Origin of the sequence: Streptomyces sp. NPDC127038, from assembly GCF_042725875.1 — a bacterium.
Classification (GTDB): domain Bacteria; phylum Actinomycetota; class Actinomycetes; order Streptomycetales; family Streptomycetaceae; genus Streptomyces.
Map to the genome: position 1 here is coordinate 37,308 of NZ_JBHXDQ010000010.1, position 25,715 is coordinate 63,022.

At 69.8% G+C, this 25,715-nt stretch carries 20 protein-coding genes; 18 read left to right on the forward strand and 2 right to left on the reverse strand.

Features of this window, described 5'->3' with window-relative positions; all coding sequences use genetic code 11:
• The first annotated feature begins 8 nt into the window (after positions 1 to 8).
• The 18 genes from ACFWI4_RS10380 (at position 9) to ACFWI4_RS10465 (ending at position 19,546) form a co-directional block, all read left to right on the forward strand.
• The gene (locus ACFWI4_RS10380; protein WP_387193313.1) at positions 9 to 275 is read left to right on the forward strand and encodes a hypothetical protein; all 267 of its coding nucleotides are present in this window, start codon (positions 9 to 11) and stop codon (positions 273 to 275) included.
• Positions 275 to 2,545: a hypothetical protein gene (locus tag ACFWI4_RS10385; RefSeq protein WP_387193316.1), complete on the forward strand. Its 2,271-nt coding sequence runs from the start codon at positions 275 to 277 to the stop codon at positions 2,543 to 2,545. The genes ACFWI4_RS10380 and ACFWI4_RS10385 overlap by 1 nt, the downstream gene beginning before the upstream one ends.
• Positions 2,542 to 3,699, forward strand: a complete 1,158-nt coding sequence (locus ACFWI4_RS10390; RefSeq protein WP_387193318.1) for an NlpC/P60 family protein — start codon at positions 2,542 to 2,544, stop codon at positions 3,697 to 3,699. Before ACFWI4_RS10385 ends, ACFWI4_RS10390 begins: the two co-directional genes overlap by 4 nt.
• Positions 3,700 to 4,037: 338 nt before the next feature.
• Positions 4,038 to 4,328, forward strand: coding sequence for a hypothetical protein (locus ACFWI4_RS10395; RefSeq protein ID WP_387193321.1), 291 nt, complete (start codon positions 4,038 to 4,040; stop codon positions 4,326 to 4,328).
• Positions 4,304 to 6,928, forward strand: a complete 2,625-nt coding sequence (locus ACFWI4_RS10400) for an ATP/GTP-binding protein (RefSeq protein WP_387193324.1) — start codon at positions 4,304 to 4,306, stop codon at positions 6,926 to 6,928. Before ACFWI4_RS10395 ends, ACFWI4_RS10400 begins: the two co-directional genes overlap by 25 nt.
• The gene (locus ACFWI4_RS10405; RefSeq protein WP_387193327.1) at positions 6,925 to 7,830 is read left to right on the forward strand and encodes a replication-relaxation family protein; all 906 of its coding nucleotides are present in this window, start codon (positions 6,925 to 6,927) and stop codon (positions 7,828 to 7,830) included. The genes ACFWI4_RS10400 and ACFWI4_RS10405 overlap by 4 nt, the downstream gene beginning before the upstream one ends.
• A 257-nt stretch (positions 7,831 to 8,087) precedes the next feature.
• On the forward strand, positions 8,088 to 8,711 hold the full coding sequence (locus tag ACFWI4_RS10410) for a hypothetical protein (RefSeq protein ID WP_387193330.1): 624 nt from the start codon (positions 8,088 to 8,090) through the stop codon (positions 8,709 to 8,711).
• Positions 8,660 to 9,604, forward strand: a complete 945-nt coding sequence (locus ACFWI4_RS10415) for an ATP/GTP-binding protein (RefSeq protein ID WP_387193333.1) — start codon at positions 8,660 to 8,662, stop codon at positions 9,602 to 9,604. Before ACFWI4_RS10410 ends, ACFWI4_RS10415 begins: the two co-directional genes overlap by 52 nt.
• A 36-nt stretch (positions 9,605 to 9,640) precedes the next feature.
• Positions 9,641 to 10,351 (forward strand): SAF domain-containing protein, encoded by a 711-nt coding sequence (locus tag ACFWI4_RS10420; RefSeq protein ID WP_387193335.1) that lies wholly within the window; start codon positions 9,641 to 9,643, stop codon positions 10,349 to 10,351.
• Position 10,352: 1 nt separating this feature from the next.
• Positions 10,353 to 11,255, forward strand: a complete 903-nt coding sequence (locus tag ACFWI4_RS10425; RefSeq protein WP_387193338.1) for a hypothetical protein — start codon at positions 10,353 to 10,355, stop codon at positions 11,253 to 11,255.
• Positions 11,248 to 12,831, forward strand: coding sequence for a CpaF family protein (locus tag ACFWI4_RS10430; protein WP_387193341.1), 1,584 nt, complete (start codon positions 11,248 to 11,250; stop codon positions 12,829 to 12,831). Before ACFWI4_RS10425 ends, ACFWI4_RS10430 begins: the two co-directional genes overlap by 8 nt.
• Positions 12,828 to 13,751, forward strand: coding sequence for a type II secretion system F family protein (locus tag ACFWI4_RS10435; protein ID WP_387193344.1), 924 nt, complete (start codon positions 12,828 to 12,830; stop codon positions 13,749 to 13,751). Before ACFWI4_RS10430 ends, ACFWI4_RS10435 begins: the two co-directional genes overlap by 4 nt.
• Positions 13,748 to 14,653: a hypothetical protein gene (locus tag ACFWI4_RS10440; protein ID WP_387193347.1), complete on the forward strand. Its 906-nt coding sequence runs from the start codon at positions 13,748 to 13,750 to the stop codon at positions 14,651 to 14,653. Before ACFWI4_RS10435 ends, ACFWI4_RS10440 begins: the two co-directional genes overlap by 4 nt.
• A 65-nt stretch (positions 14,654 to 14,718) precedes the next feature.
• On the forward strand, positions 14,719 to 14,928 hold the full coding sequence (locus ACFWI4_RS10445; protein WP_387193350.1) for a hypothetical protein: 210 nt from the start codon (positions 14,719 to 14,721) through the stop codon (positions 14,926 to 14,928).
• A 26-nt stretch (positions 14,929 to 14,954) separates the two neighbouring features.
• Complete coding sequence (locus ACFWI4_RS10450; protein WP_387193352.1) at positions 14,955 to 15,332, forward strand: TadE family protein; 378 nt, start codon at positions 14,955 to 14,957, stop codon at positions 15,330 to 15,332.
• Positions 15,329 to 15,772, forward strand: coding sequence for a pilus assembly protein (locus ACFWI4_RS10455; protein ID WP_387193355.1), 444 nt, complete (start codon positions 15,329 to 15,331; stop codon positions 15,770 to 15,772). Before ACFWI4_RS10450 ends, ACFWI4_RS10455 begins: the two co-directional genes overlap by 4 nt.
• The gene (locus tag ACFWI4_RS10460; RefSeq protein ID WP_387193357.1) at positions 15,769 to 16,212 is read left to right on the forward strand and encodes a TadE/TadG family type IV pilus assembly protein; all 444 of its coding nucleotides are present in this window, start codon (positions 15,769 to 15,771) and stop codon (positions 16,210 to 16,212) included. Before ACFWI4_RS10455 ends, ACFWI4_RS10460 begins: the two co-directional genes overlap by 4 nt.
• 4 nt (positions 16,213 to 16,216) lie before the next feature.
• Positions 16,217 to 19,546: a LysM peptidoglycan-binding domain-containing protein gene (locus tag ACFWI4_RS10465; protein WP_387193360.1), complete on the forward strand. Its 3,330-nt coding sequence runs from the start codon at positions 16,217 to 16,219 to the stop codon at positions 19,544 to 19,546.
• 328 nt (positions 19,547 to 19,874) lie between these two features.
• On the opposite strand, the gene ACFWI4_RS10470 is transcribed toward ACFWI4_RS10465, so the two are convergent.
• A complete protein-coding gene (locus ACFWI4_RS10470; protein WP_387193363.1) occupies positions 19,875 to 21,746 on the reverse strand; it encodes a DUF2637 domain-containing protein in 1,872 nt (623 codons plus the stop codon).
• Between the two features lie 259 nt (positions 21,747 to 22,005).
• Positions 22,006 to 24,489 carry a hypothetical protein gene (locus ACFWI4_RS10475; protein ID WP_387193366.1) on the reverse strand — a complete coding sequence of 828 codons (2,484 nt, stop codon included), beginning with the start codon at positions 24,487 to 24,489 and terminating at the stop codon, positions 22,006 to 22,008.
• Between the last annotated feature and the right edge of the window lie 1,226 nt (positions 24,490 to 25,715).

The following is a 25,715-nucleotide window of genomic DNA, read 5'->3' on the forward strand; positions in this document are numbered from 1 at the left end:
TGTGGGCGGTGTGCGGGTTCGTCCTGGTCGCCGCTCTGATGGCGGGGAGCTGGCTGCAGCCGGCACGGTCCCAGGCATCGTGCGACTGGGTTGCTGGGCCTGCGCACGACTACTGCACCCGCTCCGATGACGAGGTGCAGCCCGGCCAGCAGCGGGAGCCGTTCACCGCTGGTCAGACCTGGACGCTCACCGGGACGGCGGCCGCCCTGACCGGCCTGCTGGTGGCTCGGTCCGTGCGCGCAGGCCGCACCAGGGGACGGGAGCGTGGCCAGTGATGCGCAGGCTGGATCGCGGGACGCTGCGGACGGCGGGATTCGCCGTCGTCGTGGCCGGTGTGTTCCTTCTCGTCAACGCTCAAGTCGCCTACGCCGCAGACGGCGGGGAGGGCCTGCTCTCTCCGCTGAACGTGGACAGTTCCGAGGGCGCTCCCATCGACGGCTACGAGCTGTCAGCGCAGGGCGGCTCGGTCTTCGCGCTGAAGTCGAATGCGTACGCGTTCATCATGAGCGGCCTGTTCACGCTGGTGCGCCTGGTGGTCGGCCTCGCCTGCTGGGCGATCGAGTTCGCGTTCCGGTTTCCGCTGATCAAGCTGCTCGCCGATCCGGCACAGAAGGCAGCGGACTCCTACAACCACACGGTGGTGGACACCCTGGGGCTCAAGGGCCTCCTCCTTGCGTGGGCGTTCGCCTTCGGGCTGGTGCTGTTCGTGCGGGGCAAGGTCAGCAAGGGCCTCGGAGAGATCATGCTGACGCTGGTGATCGCCGCGTTCGCCGCGAGCGTGTTCGTACGCCCCGACTACCTGCTCGCCGAGCGCGGGCCTCTCGCACAGAGCGAGCAGGCAGCAGCGCAGGTCGCGCAGGCCACCGTCGATTCCCACAACTGGGGCGGCAAGATCAGTTCTGCTGGTCCGTGCGCCGGCCTGGCGGGCAACGCGGAACTTCAGTGCCTTCAGCGCGACGACGACGCGCCGCTGTCGTCGACCGAGGTGGCCCGCCCCATCCAGGACGCGCTCACCAACGCCCTGATCGTCAAGGGGTACATGCTGCTGGAGTACGGGCGAGTCCTCGACCCGGGCAAGGCGTCCGACCGGCAGGCCTACGCGGTCCACCTGAAGTGGGTGATCGGCGGCTACAAGCCCCACCCGGTCGCCAAGGACGAGACGGCCGTCAAGGCGTGCGCGCGGATCCGCGGCCCGGCCAGGCCGTACTGCGAGCGTTCCTTCCGCGATCAGGACGCGAAGGATCGCAAGCTGCCGGAACTGACGACGGGCGGGCAACTGCTGGACAGCTCGACACCCATCCTCGGCTCGGAGGACGCACAGTTCGCGGCGTTCCTCGAGGACATGAAGAAGGCCGGGCCCGTCGGCAAGGCGTGCGCCGACTATGCGGCCGAGCCCACGGGATGGCGGGCGTCCGGCGCGCTCATGCTGCTGATCGCGGCGCTGCTGATCTGCGCCATCCCCTTGTCGGCTTCCGTCGTCCTGCTGGGTACGCAGGCGGCCGACGCGGCGGCTGCCGCGGTGGGCGGAGTGACGCTGGTGTGGTCCATGCTTCCGGGGCCCAGCCGGCAGGCGGTCTGGAAGTGGCTGGCCCTGCTGGCCATGAGCATCGCCCTGATGTTCGTCACCTGCATTTTCCTGCCGTTCTACGGAATCGGCATCGATGCCGTGTTCACCGACGGGCCCCAGCTGCCGGCGGAGCGGCTCCTGGCCCTGGACATCCTCGGCATCGTCGGCGCGGCCGCCCACCGCCAGCTCCTGCGGTCCGTGACCACGTTCGGACAGCGTCTGGCCATCCGCATGCGGTACGCCAAGGTGGGCGGGACTCATCTCCCGGGCGACACTTCGGAATTCGGCGCCGCACTGGCCGTGCATTCGGCGGGCCTAGGCTCCGGCGGATCGATGTCCGGCGGCGGCTGGCTGGGCACCCGGCACCGGATCATGCAGTCCGTGTCGGGGCTGTCCGACGGTACGGGCATGCCCATCAACTCGGGGCGGATCCTCAGCGACGCCGGCGCGGAGGTCTCCCGCGGCCTTGCGCCCTTGGGCCTGGCCGTCGGCGGTGCCCGTCTCGCAGCACGTGGTGCGTGGGGACTGGTGGTGGGCAGGCGGCCCGAGGAAGCCGAGCTGGACCGCCTGCGCAAGCCCGTCGCCGACGCGGACGCACCGCCCGGGAGCCAGCCCGCAGGGGCCGGCGCGAACGGCCAGTTCGCCGGGCGCACGCCTCACCGAGGCGGGCCGTCCGACCGGTACCGCGACGCGGACGGTCAGATCGCGGACCGTGACAGCGGCGAGATCCTGCACGACCAGGCAACCGACCGGACGCTGCTGTCGACGCGGGCCCACAACCGTCTCGTGCGGCTGCGCGGGTACCGGATGCTGCACCGCTCGGGCCGGCTCGCCTACGGCGCCACGCTGGGTCTGCCCCGCACTCTTGGTTCGGCGCGTACCCGTTCCTCGCAATTCAACGAGGACGTGGCGCAGCAGCTGCGGGTGTGGGGCCACACCGCCCGGCAAGACCGGCGCGGATGGCGGCGTAGGCCGTGACCGGACAGGTACGCGTTCCCCGGCGGCGGCGTCTTCGGTGGCTGCTCGCGCTGCTGCTGCCCCTGGTCGTTGCAGGGTGCTGCGCCATCCCGCTGATCTCCACGATGGACGCGCTCAGTGCCGTCGCGGCGGCCAACAGCGCCGGAGTGGCCGGGACGGGTGAAGAGGCAGGCAGCGCCGCTGACATCCCCGGACGCATGCTGAAGGCTTACAAGAAGGCTTCCCGCAGCATCCGTGACCAGGTCCCCGGGTGTCAGGGGATGTCCTGGCCGGTGCTGGCCGGGATTGCCAAGGTGGAGTCGAACCACGCCGCCGGCCGGTCTATCGCTGCCAACGGGGACATCCGGCCCAAAATCTACGGGCCGCTGCTGGACGGGTCGGGCGTCGGCGGCAACACCGCGGCGTTCCCCGACACCGACGGCGGCAAATGGGACGGAACAGCCGCTGGTGAAAGGGCCGTTGGACCGTTTCAGTTCCTGCCTTCCACCTGGGAGGGAACCGGCCGCGACAACAACGGCGATGGCGTGCGGGACCCGCACAACGCCGACGATGCCGCGCTCGGCGCCGCGGTCTATCTGTGCGGGCACGGACGTGACCTGACCAAGCCCTCGCAGCTGCGCTCCGCGATCCTGCAGTACAACCACTCCGGAGCGTATGCCGATACCGTGCTGGGCTGGATCGGCCGCTACCGCAGTGCTGCCGCGCCGGTGACGGGAAAGCTGTCGGGCCAGGTGGGAACCGTCGTGAAGGCGGCGCTCGCCCAGCGCGGTGTTCCCTACTCGTGGGGCGGCGGCACCACGAAGGGCCCCAGCTTCGGGATCTGCTGCACACCGGCCGGCAAGTCGGGCGCCTCCGTCCGTGGGTTCGACTGCTCGGGCCTGACCTTGTACGCCTTCGCGAAGGCCGGGATCCGGCTTCCGCACAACGCGGACGCGCAGGCCTCATTCGGGCGGCGGATCCCGGCGAGTCAGGGCCCGGACGCCCTAACAGCCGGTGACCTCGTCTTCTTTGCGGACGCCTCGGGCGTGATCTACCACGTGGGCATCGCGCTGGGCAACGCAACGATGGTCAACGCCCCCCGCCCGGGAACCAGCGTCCGGACCGACCCGATCAACGACATGCCGGGATACGCGGGAGGGGCCCGCCTGCTATGAGAACGCGAACCCGATCCGGGCGGCCCTGGTGGATGCTGACCTGCGCCGCTGTGTGCACGGCGACGGCCTACTGGCTTCTGGCCATGCCCCAAACGCCGTCGCCAGCCCCATCGGCAGGGCGGCCGCAGGGCGCAGTGCACTCCCCCGGCCACGGTCAGCCCACGGTTCGGGTGTCGGCCGCACGGCCGGCTACCGCCACAGCTGGCCCGGGCACCGGGTCCACCCCGCCCGCCTCTGCTGCTGATGAAACCGGGGCCTCGCCCAGCGACTCCGCTCTGCAGGAGCACCTCGAGCGCTCCTGGCCCGCGGACCTTGCCCCGAGCACAGCTGGCCGGCTGGTGCGGGCCGGCGAAGCGGTGCTGCGCGCCGACGCCACCGGAGTCGGCCGAAGCCACTGGCCGACGGTCTTCGGTTCCGGTCCGAAACCGGCTGCGGCCCCGTTCAGCCGGCTCCACGTCCAGGCCGCCATCGCGCGCCGCGACGGAAGCAGCCGGCAAGCCGTCGTCCACCTGATCTGGGCGGCCGCGGACCTGGGGGGCAGCTACGCCGCCGGGCGGGTCACCGACATCTACTTCACGCGCGTTTCCACGAAAGGAGGACCGGCATGGACACCATTGCCGCTGACCTGACCCCGCTCGCGGCGCAGCAGCTGTCCGGATGGATTTCGGTACCGGTCACCGCGGTCTTGTGGCTGGCCTTCCACTGGTACTGGCTCGTGCTCGCCCTGCTTGCGGCCGCCGGGGCGACCGAATGGGTGGTACGACTGCAGGCCGCGAAGGCCTCCCGCCAGCGGATGGCTCTGGAGTTCGTCCCCGCCTCGCACTTCGACCCGGATCACGAGGAGATCTTCCGACGCGGGGTGGAACTGACCCGGGCTTCAACGTCCCTTCCCTGGTGGGCGCCGCGCCGCAGCAAGGCCGTGCGGATCCGGCTGTACGCGGATGGCACCAGGCCGCTCGTGTACCGCGTCGAAGGTCCGGCGGGCGCCGAACGGCTTTTGACCACGACGCCGTTCGGGCCGCATGTGCGGACCGTGAAGGGGGCGCCGTTGCGGCCTTCCGTTCACGATCACGAGGTGCGGGCCGAATTCGTGCTGCGGGGCAACCCGGTGGCCACGCTGCGGAGCGTTCCGCTGGTGCCCGACCCTCTGCAGCCGCTGATCGACGCCGTCGCGGACGTCAGAGCGGACCTCGGTGATCTCGCGGAGGTGTGCATCGACCTGCAGCGGGCCCCGAAGTGGGCTTTGCGTGCCCGTCGTTTCCAGGTGGTGCAGCGTGCCCGGCGGGACGAGGAGCGGGAGACTGCCCGGACCTGGCGGCTGATGCACCGCAACAGTCTGCGCTGGGGGGATTCCATGCTCGGAGAGCTGGAACACCTGACGACGCGGGGCGGTTCGGCGCGGGGCCGGGAGACGGGGCGTGTCCTGGCGCCTCCCGCTCCAGAGCGCATCGACCGTGACAAAGTGCTGGGCAAGCTCGCCGAGGACGACCACCTGGTGCGGGTACAGATCCTGGTGCGCTGCGCCTCGGATGTCGAAGGACGGGCTTACGCGCGGCTGTCGCGGATCCAGGCGGGCTTCGATGTGTTCGGTGGTTCGGCGCGGTGGGTGATGCGCGGCCTGCGGATCGGGCCATGGCGTCTGGGGGCCGACCGGTGGCCTCACCGCCGTCACTTCGACTCCCGGTGGGACAGCGGCCAATGCCGGCCACCCGGCACCAACTGGCTCCGCCTCGATGAGTTGCTGGGCCTGCTCAAGCCGCCGACCAAGCACAGCCGCCTGCCACTGCTGCCCGTCCAACTCCCCTCGTTCGAGCCGGGCGATCCTGCGCTGCTGCTGCAGGGCTGGTACCGCACGCCGGACGGCCAGCGCCGGCTGGTCGCCACCTACGCCGAGGAGACGCTCTTTGCTCTCTCCCTGGGCAAGGCGGGTGGTGGCAAGACGGAACTGGCCTTGGCGCAGGCTGTCGCCTACGCGCACGCCGGCGGCGGTCTGCTGTTCATCGACCCGCACCACGACTCGTGGAAGCGGGGTGCTCCCTATCTCGCGCACGACCGTGTGATGCAGCGGATCGCCCGGATCGATCTGCGGGGCCAGGGCGGGGGTGTCAGCTCCTGGAATCCGATCAGCATGCATCACGGTCGGGCGCGGCACGAGGTCGTCGAGGACGTCGTCGATGCCTTCGCTTCCGCGTTCGGCTGGGACGACAGCTCCGCTCCGCGGGCTTTGACCATCTTCACCGAGGCACTGACCGTGCTGACCACCGTCAACGCCACGGCCTGCCGCCTTCAGCGCTACGAGGACCAGGCCACGCTCTTTCATGTCCGGGCTCTGCTGACCGATGCTTCCTTCCGGGCCGAGGCGCTGGCCGCGGTCGAGGATGAGCTGGACAGCGAGTCCCTGGCTTGGTGGCAGAGCGTCGCACCGACGCTGCCGCCGGATGCGTTCGCTGTGCTCCTCAATCCGCTCGGCCGGCTGGCCGCCAATCCTGTGACCCGCGCCTTCTTCGGGCAGGGCCGCGGCGTCTATGACATCCGCTCGGCCATGGACAACCGTATGGTCGTGTGGATCTGCACTGCCGGCAGCGGGCCCACCGACCGGCTGGTGGTCGCGCTCCTGGCGCGGGACCTGCTGCGCGCGGGACGCTCCCGCGTCGATATCCCGGAAGCCGAACGGGTGCCGTTCCGTGGCTACCTCGACGAAATGATCACGCTGGCGGGGTCGGCATCGGGGTCTTTGGCCAGCATGTTCGAGGACTTTCGCAAGTTCCGGGTGCGTCTGCACGGCATGACACAACTGCTGAGCCGGCTGCCGCATGCCGTGCAGCACTCCCTGGTCCAGAACGCCTCCGCGCTCGCCACAACGCGCGGTGCCCGCTCCGCTGTTGCCCCCATCACGGACGAGTGGGGTGACTACCCGACACCGACCCATGTGGCTGCGCTGCCCCAGTACCACCACTACGCCACCTTCACGGTGCGCGGGCAGCGGATCGGCCCGGTACTGATCGAGGGCCCTCATCTGGACGAGGTCCTCGGCGATCTTGCACGGCCAAACAAGGTGGCTGCGCTGGAGGCGGCCGCCGACGCACACGCTCACGTGCAGCCCGTCGAGCAGCTCACTGAGAAGGCGGGCAAGCAGCTGGAACGCGTCCGGGCTCTGCTGGCTGACCCGTCCCCCGCCTCAGCCACCACCACGTCATTGAGTCTCACCAAACCGAAGGACTACCAGTGACCGCCGTTTCGACCCGTGATGGGTCCTTCGTTCCCGCCGTCCGCGAAGCACTGCCTCAGCAGATCGTCGCCGCACTCGCCCAGCACCGGATGGCGACCACCGCTCAACTCGGAGCGCTGCTGCGGCCGAACGCCACCCGTCAGGCGGTGTCGAAGCCTGTGAACCGCCTGCGGCGCGAGGGCCTGGTCGACTTCGTCACCCTGCCCGACACGCAAAGCCGCGCCTGGTATCTCACCCCCGACGGGGCGCGTGTGTCCCGTGACTGGCCGCATCTGCGCGGCCGGCCGCCCTACCCGGTGACATCCGGGTCCGCGGCCTCCATGAAAACCGCGCACACGCTGACGGCGGTCCGGGCGCATCTGGCGTTCGCGGCAGACGCACGGCGCCGGGGCGATGAACACGACTACTTGGACTGGACGCCCGAGGTGTCCCATCCGCTGGGCGACAGCGAGCGGCTGATCGCCGACGCGTTGATGCACTACGTGCGCCACGGTCCGGACGGCCGGCGCACCAAGCTGAGGGCTCTGGTCGAGGTGGACCGCGCGACGAGCAGCAGCGAGCGCCTGGCCCGGAAGCTGATCGACTACGCGCGGCTGCACACCTACGCCCCCGTCGTCGGACGCCGGCCGGCGGCGGGGTTCGCAGGTCCATTGTGGCTGCGGGCCTACCCCGTCTTCCCGCGGATCCTGTTCGTTCTGACGGGCGCCGGTGCGGTGACGCTGGCCAACCGGATCGAGGACCTTCAGGCGATGGCTGCCGAGCATCCGTTGGTGGCCGCCTTCGCCCGGACGGTGCCTCTGGGGGCGGCTGTGCTGGAAGAGATGGAGGAGCGCGGTCCGGCGGCAGCGGTGTGGACGCCCTTGAACGGAAGGGGGGACCGAAGGCCATGGATCGACCTGTGACCTGCGCCACACAAATTTCGGGCGTCGCAAGTGCACAGATCACCTTGTCGACATAGAGGCTCTTCACCGTCCCGGTACGCCCCTGATTGCCCGGTTCAAGTCCCGTTTCCTCCTGGGCAGTTGGCTCGGTCCTGCGTAGCCTGCGAACTACGGAAGCACATCGCCGCAGGTGGGACCAGTCTGCGGCGAACAGGTGCCATCGGCGTCGTGCGACCGCATGCCAAGGAAGTACCGCTTACGTCGTTGGGGGAGACATCGTGGCATCACCAGCCCACCGAAGGGCACGTTTCATTGTTCGCTTCCGAAACCACGCCGCCACCGCCGGCCTAGGGGCGGCTGCGGCGCTCCTGGCCGCCGGATGCAGTGCGGGCGGCAGCGACGGGGCGCCCAAACCGTCACCGCCCGCAGCCTCCCACTCCGCCCCTTCCCCTCGATCGCCGTCGCCCGCCGATCCGCAGGCCAGGGAGAAGACCGCGATCCTGGCCGCCTACTCCAGCTACTGGCAGGAGCAGGTCAGCGCCTACAAGACCGGCACCGTGAAGGGCACCCGGCTCAAGACCTACGCCGTCGGAGAGGCCCTGGCCCGCGTCGAGAGCGACCTGGCCTCCATGAAGACCAAGGGCGTCACCGCCAACGGCCGTCCTCGCCACGACGTTCGGGTGACAGCGCTGGCCACGGACAAGAAGGTGCCGAGCGCGACCTTGTCGGACTGCCTCGACATCTCCCCGTGGAAGTGGACCTACCGCAAGACCGGCGCGGCTGTCCCCTCGCCGAAGACGCAGCTCACCCAGTACCGGACGATCGTGAAGGCCGAGAAGTGGGGGAACCAGTGGATGATCCTCAGCGCAACGCCGCAGGCCGTCAAGTGCACTCGCGGCTGACGGGCCGGCTCGTCTCCTTGGCCGCCTGCACCGTGGTGGCCGCGGCCGGCCTCAGCGGCCAGGCCCTGGCGCAGCCCCCCGACGGCGGCGGACTGTGCACATCTCAGCCCGGAAGCTGGGTGGCGGTGTGCGCCGACGACAAGGCCTCCCAGAACGGGACGCCCGCGGACAGCACCACGTCGAAACCGGGCGGCAAGGGGCGCACGGCGGTGCCGGGCCCGTGCGTCGTGGAGAAGATGTCTCCGCAGCCCGCGGCCGGCAGCTCGCTGTGGGAGGGACACGATCCCGGCGACGGCGCCGTCTACACCCGCATCTGCCCCCTCGGGATCGCCGGCGCCCAGGCCGCCAACGGCATCGCGCTGCCGGCCTTCGAGACGTTCTGGTCGGCGACCGAGCCCGCCGCGGCCGTCGACCCGCGGGTCCTGGCGCAGGAGGCCGTGGACAAGATGCTCCTCGCGGGGCCGGACATCGACATCAACCCGCGCCCGGGCGGGCGGGGCCTGATCGGGATGCCCGTATGGATGGCCGCGGACCGGTCGGCGACCACGTGGGGGCCCAACACCGCCAGCGCGTCGGCAGGCGCCGTCACGGTGAGCGCCACCGCGGTGGTCTCCAAGGTGGTGTGGGCCATGGGCGACGGGACGTCGGTGACCTGCCACGGGCCGGGCTCCGTCTACAAGGCGTCGTACGGGCTGCGGAAGTCCCCCACCTGCGGCCACGTCTACACCCGGCCCTCCAGCACCCAGCAGCACGGAACCTACCGGGTCACCGCGACGGCAACGTGGGTCATCAACTGGCAGGTCGTGGGCGGCGGCGAGAGCGGGCAGCTCACCGAGGTCCGTGACTCTGCCGTGGCACTGACGATCGCCCAGTCCCAGGCCGTCAACTCCTGACCTGGCGCTTCGACTCGAAAGGAACCGACCCGTCGCATGGACACCCAGACGTCATTCGCGCCGCATCCCGACGCCCGGCGCCAGCCCGAGCTGTCGGCCAGCGCCGGCACCACGAAGGCTCCGGGCCGGCGCCGGTCCGTGACCGTGCTGCTGGTCCTGGTCACGCTGATCGGTGCCCTCGGCGGCGCTGTCGTCGTGACGCGCGCCGGTGACCGCATCGACGTCCTGGCCATCTCCCGTGACGTACCGGCCGGTCATCGGCTGACCGCACAGGATCTGACGACAGCAACGTTCGCCAAGGATCCGGGCCTGTCCCCCATCCCCGCGTCCCGGCGTGCGACGGTCATCGGGCAGCGGGCCGTGGTGGACCTGCGCCGTGGCGGGCTTCTGTCTTCGGCCCAACTCGCCCCGGGCCATGCCCTGGGCGATGCACAGCAGGTCGTCGGGGTGGAGGTCAAGCGCGGCAACGCGCCGCGCGACGAGCTGCGGGCCGGCGACAAGGTGGCCGCCGTCGTCCTGCCCGCTCCGGGTGGAGCGGCGGGATCGGATGACGCAGGCTCTGCCCAGAGCGGCAAGGATGCGGCGCCGGTCACCATTGAGGCGACGGTGAAGTCCGTGGGCACGCCGGACTCCACGGGTGCGCTGGTCGTCAACCTGGTCGTCGTGCCCGGTGACGGAGCGCTCCTGGCGACGAAGGCGGCGGCCAAGCAGATCGCGCTCGTGCGTGAGCCCCGCGAGGGAGCCTGACATGGCACTGATCGCTCTCGTTTCGGCGAAGTCCGACGGTGTCACCACCGCGGTGTCCGCTCTCGCTCTGGCGGGCCGGCGGCCCGTGCTGCTGGCCGAACTCGACATGGCCGGCGGAAGCCTGCGCCATGGCCTGCTCTGCCACAATCCGCGCGGGCCGCACCGCGAGCTCCTCGATGGCCGCATCGGCGTGCACCGGCTGCCGCTGGCCGACTGGGAACGCGCAGGAGGTGACGGGGACTTCACCCCTCAGGTCGCGGAGCACCTGTGGCCGCTGGACGCCAGTGACTACCGGGTGGCGCTGCCGGGGCTGACCGATCCACGGCAGGCGCCGTCGCTGACGGGGATCTGGCCGACTCTGCTGAATGTCCTGCAGCTCACGGACCAGCAGTTGCGGTGGGACGTGCTCGTCGACGGCGGCCGTCTCGCCTGGGACCGCGGGCATCTGCATCCGGTGCTCACCCCTGCTCCGGTCCTTCGGGAAGCGGATCTGGTGCTGTTGGTGGTCCGGGCCAGTGAGGCTGCACAGGCGCTGGCCTACCCCGCTGTTCAGGCACTGCAGGCCGAACTGGCCGGCGCCGGTCGGGGATGCCAGTCGCTGGGCGTGCTCCTGGTCGGTGACGGCTATCGCAACGAGGAGGTCGGGCACGCCCTGGGGGCTCCGGTGCTCGCCAGCCTGCCGTGGGATGCGGCCGCGGCGGCATATCTGGCGTCCGGTGGGCCCATGCCGCGGGGTGTGAGCCGGTCGCGGCTGATGCGCGCGGCCCGCGATGCCATGGGCCCGCTGCGCGAAGTCGCCGACCGCAGGCGGCTGATGCTGCAGATCAACAGCGCCGTCCCGGCCACGCCCGGGATCGCCAGCATGGTGCAGCAGCTCGCCGCGCGTGGGGGCCGCCATGACTGAGACCGGGCCCGTCAACGCAACGGCAGGCCCGCCCGGCGCGACCCGGCTCGGTGGCCTGCTGGCAGAACACACCCACCCGACCCAGCTCGCACAGCCCACAGCTCACCGGCCCGGCAGTCCCAACGCCGCGGCCCCCACCACGGCTGGTGGCCCCGGCAAGCCGGCGGGTCCCGGCGACCTCACCGTCGCGGCGTCGCTGCCCGGCGTGCTCCCGGTGCCGTGGGATTCCATCACCTCGCTTCGCCAGCAGGTCGCGTCCGACATCGACACGCTGCGCAGGGACCGGCGGGCTGCGGGAACGCCGTTGGAGGAGAAGGACCTGGAGGAGGCCGTCCGGGGCCGGGTGCGGGCACGCGCCGCCGAGTGGGCGCAGCAATGGGCGCTTGAGCACCCGCCGTTGGCGGCCGGTGAGCTGGAGCGGGTGCGGGTCGAGGTCTTCAATCTGATGTTCCTGGCCGGCGCCGTGCAGCGGGTCCTGGACCGGCCGGGTGTCGAGGACGTCCTGATCGACGGCGCGTGGATGTACATCGACTCGCACAGCAGGCCCCGCGAGCGGGTGCGTTCCCCGTTCTCGACGCAGGCGCAGGCGGTGGAGTGGGTCAATCAGATGGCCGCGGCTTCCGGGCACGGGGAGCGGCAGCTGTCGTACGCGACGGCCCGGGTCGAGTTCGATCTCCCGGACGGGTCGCGGGTGGCGGCGACGCTGCTCACCGAGGACGTGGTGATCGCGATCCGCCGGCATGTCCTCGAGCGGGCGGGGCTCGCGGAACTGGTCCGCTGGGGTGCGGTCGACTCGGTCCTCGCGGCGTTCTTGTCGTCGGCGGTCAAGGCCGGACTGTCCATGATCATTGCTGGTGACATGGCCAGCGGGAAGACGACGCTGATGCGGGCCCTGGGACGGGAAGTTCCTGCGAAGGAGCGACTCGCGACGCTGGAGAGCGAGCCCGAACTGCGCCTGAACCTCGACGATCCGGGTGCGCACGCACACGTCCTGGCCTTCCGGACCCGGGAGGGCAACGGGGAGCGGGAGGCAAGTGGGCAGGTCACCCTGGCCGACCTGGTGCCGGTGTCGCTGCGTTACAAGGCGACGCGCGTCATGGTCGGTGAGGTCCGCGGCGAGGAGGCCGTCGCCATGCTGGAGGCGATGATCGCGGGCGGCGCGGGCTCCATGTGCACCCTGCACGCCAAGGACCCCGAGTCCGTCGTTGACCGCCTGATGGTGCCGCTCGCGCGGGCCGGCCTCAGTGACCAGGCCGCCTACCGGCTGATCGCGGCCGCCGTCGACCTGATCGTGTACGTGGACCGCATCGACGAGACCGATCAGGGCGGGCAGGAGCACCGGTTCGTGTCCCATGTGTGGGAGACCGCCGGGCGCGGCGAGGGCGGCGGCGTGGCCCTGTCACCAGTCTTCGGGCCGCGCGAGGACGCCGGGGAGGAGCGGGCGGTGCCCACCCGTACGCCGATGTCGGAACGCCGGATGCGCAAGCTGGAACGCAAGGGCTTCCACCGCGGGTGGATGGCCCAGTACCCGGACGGGCAGTGGCAGCCGATGCGCCGGACGGGAGGTGCGGCGTGAGCCTGTCCTACCTGTCGTTTCTGGGCATGGGCGCCGGTGCCGCGTGCGCCTTCGGCGGTGCGGGCCTGATCGCTGTCGCGCGCGGCTGGCAGCCGGCCGCGAGCCGCTCTCGCGGTGCTGGTCTGCGCGGCCGGGCCGCCCGGGCGGTGGCGGAGCTCCCGTCGGGATGGCGGGACAACTACCGGCTGCTCCTGGCGGCCGCAGGCGTGGCCGGGGCCGTAACGTGGGCGGTGACCGGGTGGCCGGTGCACGGCCTGCTGGCGGCCGCCATCGTGGCCGGACTGCCGTTCATCCTTCACCCAGGAGGCTCCGGCCGGGCGGAGATTGCCCGCCTCGAGGCCCTGGCGGAGTGGCTCCAGCAGCTGGCGAGCGTGCGTGCGGGAGGCAAGCCGCTCGAAGCCACGATCATCGCCCTGGACACCGTCCCGGCACTGCTGCGACGCGAGGTCGGATCGCTGGCGGGCCGACTGTCATCAGGTGTGCCGGCCCGCAGCGCCTACCGGGCGCTCGCCGACGACCTGGGGGACCGGGTCGGTGACGACATCGCCCAGCTGTTCATGGACCACGTCACCAGCCGCGGCCCAGGCCTTGCCCGCGCCTTAGCCGCTCAGGCGACGCTGGTCGCCCGGCAGGCCGCCGATCTGCGGGACATCGACGCCGAGCGGGCCAAGGCACGGTCCGAGGCCCGCCGGGTCAGCCTGTTCGCGATCGCCGTGGTGGGCGCGATCCTCCTCAACGGCAGCTACGCGGCACCGTTCGCGACGCCGCTCGGTCAGCTCGGACTGGTGGCTTTGGCCGCCCTGTTCGTGCTGGCACTGGTGTGGCTGCGGCGGATGGCGGAGATGGACGCCGAGCCGCGAACGCTGCTGCCGGCCGACCAGCGGCGCGGGTCAAACGGGCGTGAGGGGGCGGTGGGATGAGTCTGTCCGTTGCGGGCATGGTGTTCGGCGCGGTGACGACGGGCGGCGCCGTACTGGCCGTGCGCAGTGCGCTGCCGCGCCGTACCCCGCTGGCAGAGGTCCTGCGGCGCACCCACTCCCCCACAGTGCAGCCGGCTCCCGCGCCGGCCTCAGCCGGTGGGCGGGGGCCGGCGGTCTGGGCGGACCGTCTGGGGGCCCGGCTCATGGAGACGAGCGCGTTCGCGGCCCGGCTTCCCGCCCGGGATCTGGCACTGCTGGAGATGGCGCCGGCCTCGCTGCTGGGCCGGTGCGCCCTGTACGGGCTGGCCGGCCTGCTGATTCCCCAGTGGATCGTGTTCCTTCTCAGGCTCGGCGCCATCACGCTGCCGTTTGCCGTGCCGGTGGCGGCCGGTGTGGGATGCACCCTGTTCATGGTGTTCAAGGCGCTGGACGACGTGCGGTCCAAGGCCCGGCTGCGGCGCCGGGAGTACCGCTACTACACCGCTTCTCTGCTGGAGCGGGTGGCGCTGGCACGCAGCTCGGACGCCGGGGCTGCGGAAGCACTGGCCCGGGCGGTGGAGTCCGGCGACGGGGCCGCGGCCGTCCGTATCCGGGACGCCGTGGAACACGCACGACTGGCCGGCATCAGTCCCTGGGATGCGCTCGGCCGGCTCGCCGCCGAGCTCGATGTGCCCGAACTGGCCCGCCCGGCCGCCTCCCTCGCCCTGGCCGGAGAGGAACAGGCAGCCGTCTACGACCAGTTGGAGGCCCAGGCCGCCGTCGTGCGCCGCGGGCTGCTCGCCGACCGCAAGGAAGCAGCGAACGAGGCCACAGAGGCGATGCACGTCCCAGCCCTGGCGATCGTGTTCCTCATGGCCGCGTTCCTCATCGCTCCCGCTCTTGTCCGCATCACCACGTTCTGACCGCCCCACACCCCGTACCGCTACCGGACCTGCCCGTCCCGGACCGGTGATCCCAGGAGGAGTTCATGAAGAGTCTTGCCCTCATCCGAGTTGCCCAGCTCCGGCGGGCCCTGGACCGCTACCGCCTGCTGGTCCTCTCACAGGCCGGGGACCGGGGCGCGTCCGCGATGGAGTGGGCCCTGATCATGGTGGCCGGCGGAACGCTGGTGGGCATCGTCGCCGCGGCCGCCAACACCACTGTCGGGGAGAAGGCTCTCCAGATCATCGGGTTCTGACCATGCGGCGGCCTTGGTGCTTTCGTGTGCCCGAACGGTGGCGGGAGGACCGCGGCGCCACGGCCCTGGACTTCTCCCTGGCCGTGCCGCTGGCGTTCCTGCTGCTGTTCACCATCATCCAGGGCGGCCTGTATTTCCACGGCCGGTCCGTCGCCCATCACGCAGCCCAGCAGGCCGTCGACGCCCAGCGTGCCTACGACGCCGCGGACGGAGCGGGCGCGGCAGCCGCCCACGACTACCTGGCCCGCATGGGCGGCTCCCTCAACGACCCCACGGTCCAGGTCGACGACAACGGGAACAACGTGCAGGTCCGTGTCGAGGGAACGGTCATCAACCTGGTGCCCGGCTGGAACGGACACGTCAGCCAGAGCGTGCGGGCCCCCGTCGAAAGGTTCCGCCCGTGAGAGGCCGCCGGACACTGCGAGATGACCACGGATCGGTTGCCCTGAGCACAGCCATCTTCTGGCCGGCCGGGCTGGCACTGCTCGGGCTGCTCATCGCGTGCGGGCGCATCGGCCTCGCCGAAGGCGCGACCGACGCAGCCGCCCGGGACGCCGCGCGAACCGCGTCCCTGTCCATGGACCCGGCGAGCGGGGAAGCGGACGCGCTGCGGGCCGCGCGGGACAGTCTGAGCAGCTCCGGAGTGCACTGCGCCGACGTCGACGTCACCGTTGCTGCTGGTGAACTCGCCGCACCCGTGGGCCAGAGCGCACGCGTCACCGTCACGGTCTCGTGCACCGCCCCGTTGAGCGATCTCCTGCTTCCCGGCGTGAGCGGAAGCAAGACCCTCTCGAGCACGAAAACGTCCGTGGTGGACACCTGGGCCAGCAGGAGCGGCTCATGAACACCGGAAGCCGGTGGCGGCGCAGACACGCGCAGGGCGGTGACCGCGGTGGCATGGAGGTGTTCTACGCCGGCGTGGTCCTCGTGGCTTTCCTGTTCATCGGTCTGGTCATCGATGGCGGACTTGCTCTGGATGCCCAGTCCGACGCCGACTACATCGCCCAGGAGGCTGCCCGGGCGGGTGCCCAGCAGATCGATCCGGCGCAGGCCATCACCGGCGAAGCCCTGGTCCTCGACCCAGACGCCGCCCGGCAGGCCGCCCTGGCTTTCCTCACCGAGGAGGGCCTGGACGGGGAGGCCGCCGTCGGCGGTGACGGGCAGACGCTGACGGTCACCGTCCACGACACCTATCACCCCTACTTCGCCACCCTGATCGGCGTCACTTCGATGCCCGTCACGGGACACGGCACCGCCACTCTGCTCCACCAGGCCGGAGGCTGAACCCATGCCCCACTCCCCCGCCCCCACCCCCCGCGCCGGCCTGCTGCACGCCGCGGCCCGCGCTCTGCTGGCCCTGGGCGCGTTGACCGTGCTCGTCGTGGGAGTGCCCGGCCTGCTCCTGGCGGTGGGTACGGTGCCCGCGCACTTGCCGTCCGTCGCCGGGGTTCGGCACGCCGTGCTGTCCCAGGACGACAGCGGCACCGGCCTGTTCACGACGATGACGCTGGCCGCGTGGGCGGCCTGGCTGTGGCTGACGTTCCCGATCCTCATCGAGGTCGCAGCCGTCCTGGCCCGGCGTACCACCCCTCGCCTGCCCGGCATGCTGACCGGGCAGCGCCTCGCCGGATACCTGATCGCCAGTGTGCTGATCGCGGCCCCTGCCGCAACAGCCGGCGCAGCCACGCTCACAGCGGCGCCGACAGCGACAGCCCCTCACGCTCCCGGCACTGCCCCGGTGGCCGGTGCACATTCCGATGCCCCGTCCGCGGCAGCCATCGACGAGGACCGGCCGGACGGTGTGCGGCCGGCACCCGCGGCCCCTGCGGCCGAGGCTGGCCAGTACACGGTGCCGGCCGGGGGGACGACGTGGTGGGAGCTCGCCGACGAAGTCCTCGGCGACGGAGCCCGCTACCAGGAACTGCGCAGCCTCAACCCGCAGATCCCAAACGGCCTGTCGCTGCTGCCCGCCGGCACCACCGTGCACGTCCCGGCGGCCCCCGCCTCCACCGTCCAACAGGAGAGCGGGATGGAACCTGCCGCGTACACCCAGCCGACGGCCACGAGCACGACGGAGAAGGAGACCGGCGTGGAGGAAGGGCAGGGCACCGGCACCTACACGGTGCGCCCGGGCGACAGTCTGTCCGCGATCGCCCAACACCGGCTCGGCAACGCCGCCCAGTGGCCGCAGCTGTATGCCGCGAGCAAGGGCCGGTCACAGCCGCACGGCCTGCCCCGGATCACTGACCCGGACGTGATCTACCCCGGCCAGACCGTCGCCCTGCCGCACACCACGGCTCCTCAACCGACCTCACCCCACACGAACGAGAACCGGCACGGCCCCGCGCACAAGACGCCCCACGCGCCCGGGCCGTCAAGTCAGGCCTCCGGCTCCCCCGACAAGCCGGAAGACCGCCACCACACCGGTACAGAAGCCGACCCTGCCCCCTCGGCTTCCTCACCGCAGACAGCACCAAGAGCCCGAGACTCCGGCCCCTCCACAGCATCCCCGGACGTTGCCCCTTCAGCCAGCAGTTCGGCCCCCGACGCCACAGAGCCGGCAGGAGCTTCGAGCCGCACAACCGAACTGCGGACCACACTCGGGGCGTTCGCTCTGCTGGCCGCCGCCGTCACCGGCGCGCTCGGCACCCGCCGTCTGCTGCAGCGCCGCCGGCGCAGGGTCGGAGAGACGATCGCGATCGCAGAAGAACCCTCGCCCGCAGCAGCACAGCTGACAGAGCTGGCCGATCCGCCTCTGTCACCGCGCTTCGATCGCGCGCTTCGTACGCTGGCCCGCGACGCCGAAGCATGCGAGCAGCCGCTGCCAGGCCTGCGGGTCGCCCGCCTGAGCCAGAAGTCCCTGTCGGTCCTGCCCGTCGACGAGGCCGCCACCCCCCTGTCCCCGTTCACCGCTGGTGCGGACGGCTGGTGGCTTCTGCCCGATGACGCCCAGCTCCTCACCGCAGACCAGGCGGCCGAGACCCCCGCACCGTATCCGGCGTTCGTGACCATCGGCGCCGACGAGACGACAGGCGACCTAATCCTCCTCAACGTGGCGGCGGACCGCGTCCTGCTCCTGGACGGGTCTGACGACGATCTGCGGCAGGTCTGCAGGTCCCTGGTCCTGGAGCTGGGGATGAGTGAGTGGGCGGATCGACTGGAGATCGTCACCGTCGGGTTCGGTGAAGAGCTCACCCACCTGCTGCCCACCATGCGCATCGGCCACAAACGGCAGGCCGCGCACGCCCTGCGGGACATGGCCGACTGGCTCCTCGCCTGCGTCCAGCTTCCCGATGACGCCCATCAGCCGTACCTCCTGGTCTGCGCCTCATCCCTCGATTCCGAGGCCGCGTGGCAACTGGCAGAGATGCTCGACAAGGCCGGCGCCCAGACCGCCATGCTGGTCGCACCAGCAGAACAGACGGCCCGACACTTCGGGCAAGCGCAGATCATCGACGCCTCAGCCACGGCCGCGCAGCAGCTCGACGGCACCGACGTCACCTTCGTTCTCCAACGACTCGACGACGCTGCCTACCGGCAGATCACAACCGATCTGCAGATCTCCGGGCAGCCACCCATCCCGGCCGACGGCGCCTGGCAGGCAGTGCCCGACGAGCCCGACGAGACCACCACCGGTGCGCAGACCCAAGCAGCCCCTCCATCCCCCGCAACGACAGAACGCGCGGACGCGAGCGGGCCGGCCGACCTCGGTGTGTTCCCCGCCCTGCTGTCAGCCACGTCGAGCCCCGCTGACGAGCACACCGCACAGCCCCAGCCCGCGGCCGCAATGCCGTCGGCCCACTCCCCCGTGCCGCCGTCCCTTCCTCCTGTAGCGGCAGTCCCGGATCGGCGGCCTGACGGCGGCCATCGATCGGGGCCGATCCTGAGCGTGCTCGGGACCGTCCAGATCAACGGCATCAGTGGCAGCAGCCATGGCCCACGCGAAGCGCAACTGGCCGCGCTGCTCCACTTCAAGCCCGGCCGCAGCGCGGACACACTGTGCTCCGACATGGACCCGCTCGCCCCGTGGACGAAACGCACCCTGAACAGCCGCATGGGAGATCTCCGCCGCACCCTCGGTGACGACCCCCAGGGCAACCCGTACGTACCCCGCCGCTCAGCCATCGACGACCCCTACGTCATCAGCGAGCAGGTCCGCTGCGACTGGGACGAGTTCAAGACGCTCGCCGAGCAGGCGCTCCTCAACGGCCCATCCGACGTAACCGTGCTGGAGACCGCGCTGGGCATGGTCCGCGGCCGCCCGTTCGGAGGGCACCTGCTGCCCTGGGCGGAAGCCCACGCACAGGAGATGATCACTCGCATCCTCGACGTCGCCCACACCGTCGCCCAGTGGCGCACAGCCCCCGGACCCGACCGCGATCTCGTGGCCGCCCGGCAGGCTGTGTCGGTTGGCCTTGAGGTCGATGACAGTGCCGAGCTGCTCTACCGCGACTGGTTCAGAATCGAGCACGCCAGTGGAAACCGCTCGGGTCTGCACACCGCCATCTCACGAATTCAGCAAGTCAACCGGTCCATCGACGCGTCCTTGGAACTGGAGACCCAGGACCTCATCCATAGGTTGCTGGACTCCCAAGCCGAGCTCGCCGACGCCGGGTAACCAGCACCATGGATCACCTGGTCGGGCCCGTTCTGCTCTCAGCGAGGACAGTCGCGGCCCGAGGAGCCGGCACCGAGTTGCGCATCCCACGTCCCTGGATGCACTGCGCTTCGTGCGAGATACACGCACGGTCGGAGGACCAGGTCCTTCGTCGCCTGATGTCGCTCAGCCCAGCCACTAGGCGACTGCGCAACTAGAAGTGAGACACGGCCCCTTCAACAGGTCAGGGTTTACCTCGTCCACTTCCACGAAGCACCGACAGCACATAAGTGCAGGTCAGGGCGACAATGCGCAACTCGTTAGGCGTTCAAAGGAAAGCCCGCGGACGTCAGTTGGTAGGCACGTCCTGACGCTCAAGGCGAGCAAGCGCGTTCCAACGGCGTTCGAAATCGGGCAGGTCAGCCCCGACCATGTCAGCGGTGACAGCCGCCTTGCGCACCGAGATCTCGCGGGTTGCGCACTCGCGCGCGACGTCCTGCGCAGTGGGCAGTTCGGTGTGCTCGCGCAGTGCGGCCCATGCCGAGTAGATCCGGAAGCCTGGCAGGTATCGGCGCAATGTGCTCGGGCTGACACCCTGGCCGCCTCGGCCGTGGATGCCGTGCTCGTCCGCAAGGAAGGTGGAGAGCTGACGGTCCTTGGGTTCCTGCCCGTACCGGCTGAGATAGTCAGCCCATGCGAGGTAGTAGCGGTCAACGGTCGTGAGAGCTCCCCTCTCCCCCGAGGGCTCTTCCAGCTCCGTCTTCTCGTCCCCCGCTGTCTCGTCCTGCTCCGCGGCATCCGGTTCGACGGGAACCCGGACTTCACTCCGGCGCGATCCCGATGCAGCCACGACGGCCGTTTCAACGAGCTCGTCCTGGGGACCGGCCTGCGCGGGGATCAGCGGATCGGCTGTAGAAAGGACGTCCTCAGGGGCGGGCGCGGCATCGCCCGGCTCGCGGTGCCAGAACTCGGCAACGAACGTCTCGAGGTCAGAACCTGCGAGCGGCCGGCCGTCAGCAGTGGTGATCCCGTCGCGCTGGAAGACGTAGTCGGCGAGGAGCCGCGCGTCGGGATGCTGGCCGTACTGCTGGCCGTAGTCCTGCCAAGCGCGATAAAAGAACTCTTCCCACTCGCCGTCCCCGCCCACGACCTCCACTGGCTCCGACGAGGGGGCCTGGTCGGTCGGGGCGTAGCGCTCCTTCAAAGTGAGGAGGATGGGGTGGAGCTGCTCGTCTGAAAGCGGCTGTCCGGCAGCGGTGGTGATGGCGTACTGGTCCTGGAGGAAGGCTGCGAACTGGCGGGTCGTGGGTTCCATCTGGAAGTGCGCGAGCCAGGTCTGGTACGCCTCGGCGAACATCCCGTTCGCGTCGATCAGCTCGGCTGGCGGAGACTGGTTCCGGCCCCGCTGGGGCGCAGGCGGCGGCATCTCTTCCGGCACCGGCCGCGGGAGGGCTAGCCGCTCTTCCCCTGCGTCAATCTCGGTGACGCGTCCAGGATCTGCGTTCGGGACGGCCGCCTGGACCGGGGCGGGCGCGGGGCCCGGCGGCAGCAGCGCGGGCTCGATGCCGGCCGCGGCGAGACCAGCGGGGGCCGTCTCCGCGAGAGGGACGCCGTAGCGGGCCAGCCGCAGCGGCATCAGCGACTCGACCGGCGCCTTGCGGCGCCAGGCGCGGCCGAAGCGGGAGTGCAGACGGGCCTGATAGACCAGACGGTCCTGCTCCAGCTTGATGACCTGCTCGTAGGAGCGCAGCTCCCACAGCTTCATGCGCCGCCACAGCAGGAAAGTGGGAACGGGCGAGAGCAGCCAGCGGGTGAGGCGGACCCCCTCCATGTGCTTGTCGGCCGTGATGTCGGCTATGCGGCCGATCGCGTGCCGGGCCGCCTCCACCGCCACCACGAACAGCACCGGGATGACCGCGTGCATGCCCACACCCAGCGGGTCCGGCCAGGCCGCCGCGCCGTTGAACGCGATCGTCGCCGCCGTCAGCAGCCACGCCGTCTGGCGCAGCATCGGGAACGGGATACGGATCCACGTCAGCAGCAGGTCGAGGGCCAGCAGAACGCCGATACCCGCGTCGATACCGATCGGGAAGACGTAACTGAAGTTCCCGAACCCCTTCTGCAACGCCAGCTCACGGACCGCCGCGTACGAACCGGCGAAGCCGATCCCGGCGATGATGAGCGCACCGGCGACGACCACGCCAATGAGAATCTTGTGCATCCGTGTCAGCCGGATGAGCGTCTTCCCCGTCCCCGCTGTCACTCTTCTGACACTCCCCTACCTGCGATCTCGTGTTGAGCAGGTCTAACAATCCCATGGGGTGGAGTGAAGGGCGGAGTCCAAGAGCCGACTCTGAGTGGATCGTCAGCCAAAAGTGACCCCGCCTTCGGCTCCTTCGGTCCGTTTCCACTGAAAACGTATGGGGCGGCCGAGCGTGGTCGTTGCTGACGCCCACCCGTTTTCAGTGGAAACGGTGCTGCTATTCCTCGCTGACGATGCCCAGGTCGCGCCATCCCCAGGGGGCAGCCGGGTTCCCATCCAGTTCGCGGCCATAGTGGTCCGAGTCGTCGCCGGGCACTTCACCGGCATCGATCAGGCGCTGGAGATAGATGTCGTACGCCGGCACATCGAGCCAGGACAGCATCTCCAGGAGGTAGCGCCCGTAGTGGAAATTAGTCTCGGATCTTTCGGCCGCTCGCTGGGCGAGGCGTTCGGCCTCGTTGCGTGCGCCCGCTTCAATGAGCGCATGGATCCAGTTCGCGACCCTCACCGAATTCTCAACGCTCACCCGGGTGGCGGGGTCACAGGCCAGGAGCCTGCCAATGTAGTCATCGGCGCCCAGATCCTTGAGTTCCCGCAGAAGGTGCCCAACGGATGGGTCGTCAGGGTCGAGCTGCTCCATCGGAACTCGCTCCACCAGCCGCAGGGCTGCGCTGGTGCGGCGGACTTCCCTCAGCTTGCGGGCGAGGAGTACAACTCCGGATAGACGACTCATGTCAGCCTGCTCTACGGCAACCGTGACGAGATCGCTGATGGTTCCGCTTCTCGTGGCCGAGAGCTCCAGCTCGGGCCCCACGACGGCTTCGAGTTGTTCTGCGAGTGCTGGTCCATGTGACACGACCCTGTGAATCAGGTACTCGCGAGCCGCGTCCGCGTCTCGACCACAACGGACCATCTGCTTGAGGAGTTGGCCCAGGCAAGGGTCGAAGAGATCAAAATCAGCTGCAGCACGCTGGGCGAGCACTGCGGCGGCGGTGTACGCCCCACATTGCAGTTGCTCCTCCATGAGCCAGACGACCGCGTTGCCGTCACGGATGTCGGCATGCTCCTCTGGGTGTCTCATCAGCAGCTGATCCAGGGCTGCAGTCTGCTCAGTATCTCGGAGCGCCGCGAGCAGCTGGGCGACGAACCCATCACGAACATCCACAAGTCCTACCGGGTTCCGGGCGAGCAGATCCTGCGCAGCGTCTTTGGTGCCCAGCGAGTGGAACACCGTGAGTAGTTGACCAACGAGCCCCGGATCCGTGACGTCTGCGAGTAGTGCCACTCGGCCCGCCAGGGCGTCGAGGTTCTCCGCGTTGCCTGCAGCGTGGAGCTGCTTCAGAACGAACTCCGTGGAGAACAGATCACCGACGACGCTGTCAGCGGCTTCCTCGGTAAAGCGCCGCGCAAGCAAGTCATGAAGGCTTTGAGCATCAACAGACCACAAAGCTTCCAACAACTTGGCAACGGCGGCCGGATACCGCAGCTCAATGCGGTCCACCCCAATCCGGCGCAGCAGAGTCGCGATGTGTTGGCTGGCCTCGCCTGTGGACAGGGCCACCAGCATGTCGGCGACCTCAGCTGGATCGGTAACGGCAACGCATGCGGCTGGGTCGCGGGCGAGCAGGATTTCCAACGCGCCTGTGTTGGGTCCGCCCTCTCCCCCAGCCGTGAGAAGCCTGATCATGCGCGCGGTTGCGCCGGCATCCGTGAGGGGCGCGTAGGTAGCCGCCCAACGGCTGGCTTCCCGTCGCAGATCGGCTTGGGCTCCTGGGTGCAGGATCATCAGGCTTCCGGCAGCTTGCGGATGCCCTGCTCTGACGGCGCGGGCGAACAGTTGGATGGAGTGTTTGTAGAGCCTCCGTTGATCAGCGGATCTCGCAAGTGCCGCAAGGTCGGCCGGCTCCTGTACGTGCGTCATGAAGGCCTGCCAGAGTGCGGGGCTGCCGAGTTGATCCGCGCGTTGCTCTCTTACATGCTGTTCGAGGTAGTCGGCGGGTTCGTATGCAGCTGGTCCGCCTGATGAGGCGCGCAGCGCATGGAGGGCTGTGAGTGTGCGTCGGATGTCGCTGCGGCTGCCATCGGTGCGTTCGCCCGTCGTCAGTGACCGAAGGCTCTGTTCGCACCAGTCCGGATCAGCAGAGCGCTGCCGAGGTTCGAGGGATCCGTCTGCGGCATCAGCGAGCAGCCGGAGTGGGACTGCCCCGCTGAACCCGAGCCGACGTGCATCCAGAGTGGCTGTGATCAGGGCGTGCTCTGCGGGGGTGAAGTGGCCGCCTGGGCCTTGCGCGTACGCGTCTACCAGTTCAGGACCGCCGGTGAGGTGCTGCACCGCCTGTCCATCGGTACGAGATGCTTTCAGGGCGCGGGTGAGTCTGACGTCCTGGGCATGCTGCGCAAGATCGGCCCATTCGTCTCGTTGAGCTTGGGTCAGCTCCGACGGGACTGTGATCTTCCGAGCCAACGGGCTGGTGAGCAGTGATCGCGCATGGCTGTGCGGGTCACCGATGACTCCTGGTGCCGTGAGTTCGTTCCAGTACGGATTCCTCCAGAGCGTGCCGACGGCGACTACGCCAGGCTTCTGCTCCAGGTGGCGCTTGAGTACGGCTGCGGCTCTCTCACCAGCGGGACCATAGAAGAACCGTTGGGTCTCATTGAGCCACAGCACACTGCCTGTTTTGACGAGGCCCGTGTTGATCATGTCGAGAAGGTCGTCGGCTGTGTGAGGTCGGAGCAGGGGTCTGTCTGGGGCACGGCTGCGCAGCGCCTCGTATAGAGCCCTGGTTTTGCCGGTGGAGGATCCCCCCACCAGGACCGCGAAGATCGAAGGTCCGCCTCCCAGAGCCGGGGTGAGGGCGTCTCTGAGTTGAGAGTCGTGAGGCCGGCTGAGGTACGGGGTGAGGGTGAAGCGAGGGACTTCGTCTCCATACGCCAGGGCTGCTGCGTGGACTTCCAGGACATCGGGCCCGACGGCGGCCAGCGTCGTGGTCTCGTGCTCTGCAGCCGTCTGTGCCGCTCCTGGCTGCGTCTTTCGACGTGCTGCGGCTTCTTCTGCTCGAGCTAGGTGGAGTTGATCGCGCCACCATCTCGCGTCGACGGTTTCGTGGGCCCACTGTGCCCAGACATGGACGAGGGCGAGGACCTGGTCGTCGCTGTCCGCCTGAGGCATCTTGAATGCTGCGGGCTGCTTCGGGGCCCAGTCGCTGGCCCTCTTCCCTTGGAAGGCATCGGCGCCTGGTTGTCCGGAGGTCCGTACTTCTTTGGCGAGGACTTCTTGAGTCCACGGTTTTGGGGCGCTGGGGGAGCCGGCGGCTTCGTGGGATGCGCGCTTGGCCGCTTCGGCGCGGTCTCGCAGCCCGCGTAGCCGTGCGTAGAGCTCTTGCTTCTGTGTCCCCAACCGGAGTCCCCCGCCTTGCAGTCTTCTGCCCGCCGCGGGAATTGCCCGCAGCGGGCAGAAGACTTTTATGTCCCAGAGTGCGCTCATCAGCAGCTTAGATGGCCGTTTGCCCGCTGCGCCCGCGACTTGAGACATAGGGAGTGTTCGGACGAGATGGTCGATGCATCGCGCCGGGCCCGGCGAACCATCTTCTCTGCGTCCTTGGGGAGCCTTCATGATCAATCGCCTGCGTGCCGTCCTGCGGCCTGGTGGTGGCGCGCTGCAGCGCCCGGAGCCTGACCCGTTCTGGTCTCAGGTCGTACGCCGCATCGTTCTGAGCCTGTGCGCAGTCGTCGGGCCCGTTCTTCTGGCTCTCTTGCGGTGGTGGCTGAACACTCACTGAACCATGGCCAGCGCCATCTCCTGAGAAATGTGGTGGGGGCCCCGAGCGCGGGGCCGGCCCCCCCCCCCGGGCGGTTACAGGGGGAACGGTCCATGCAACCCCCCCGCGGTTATAAAACTAAGGACCAGGCCCAGACCAAGGCCCTGTA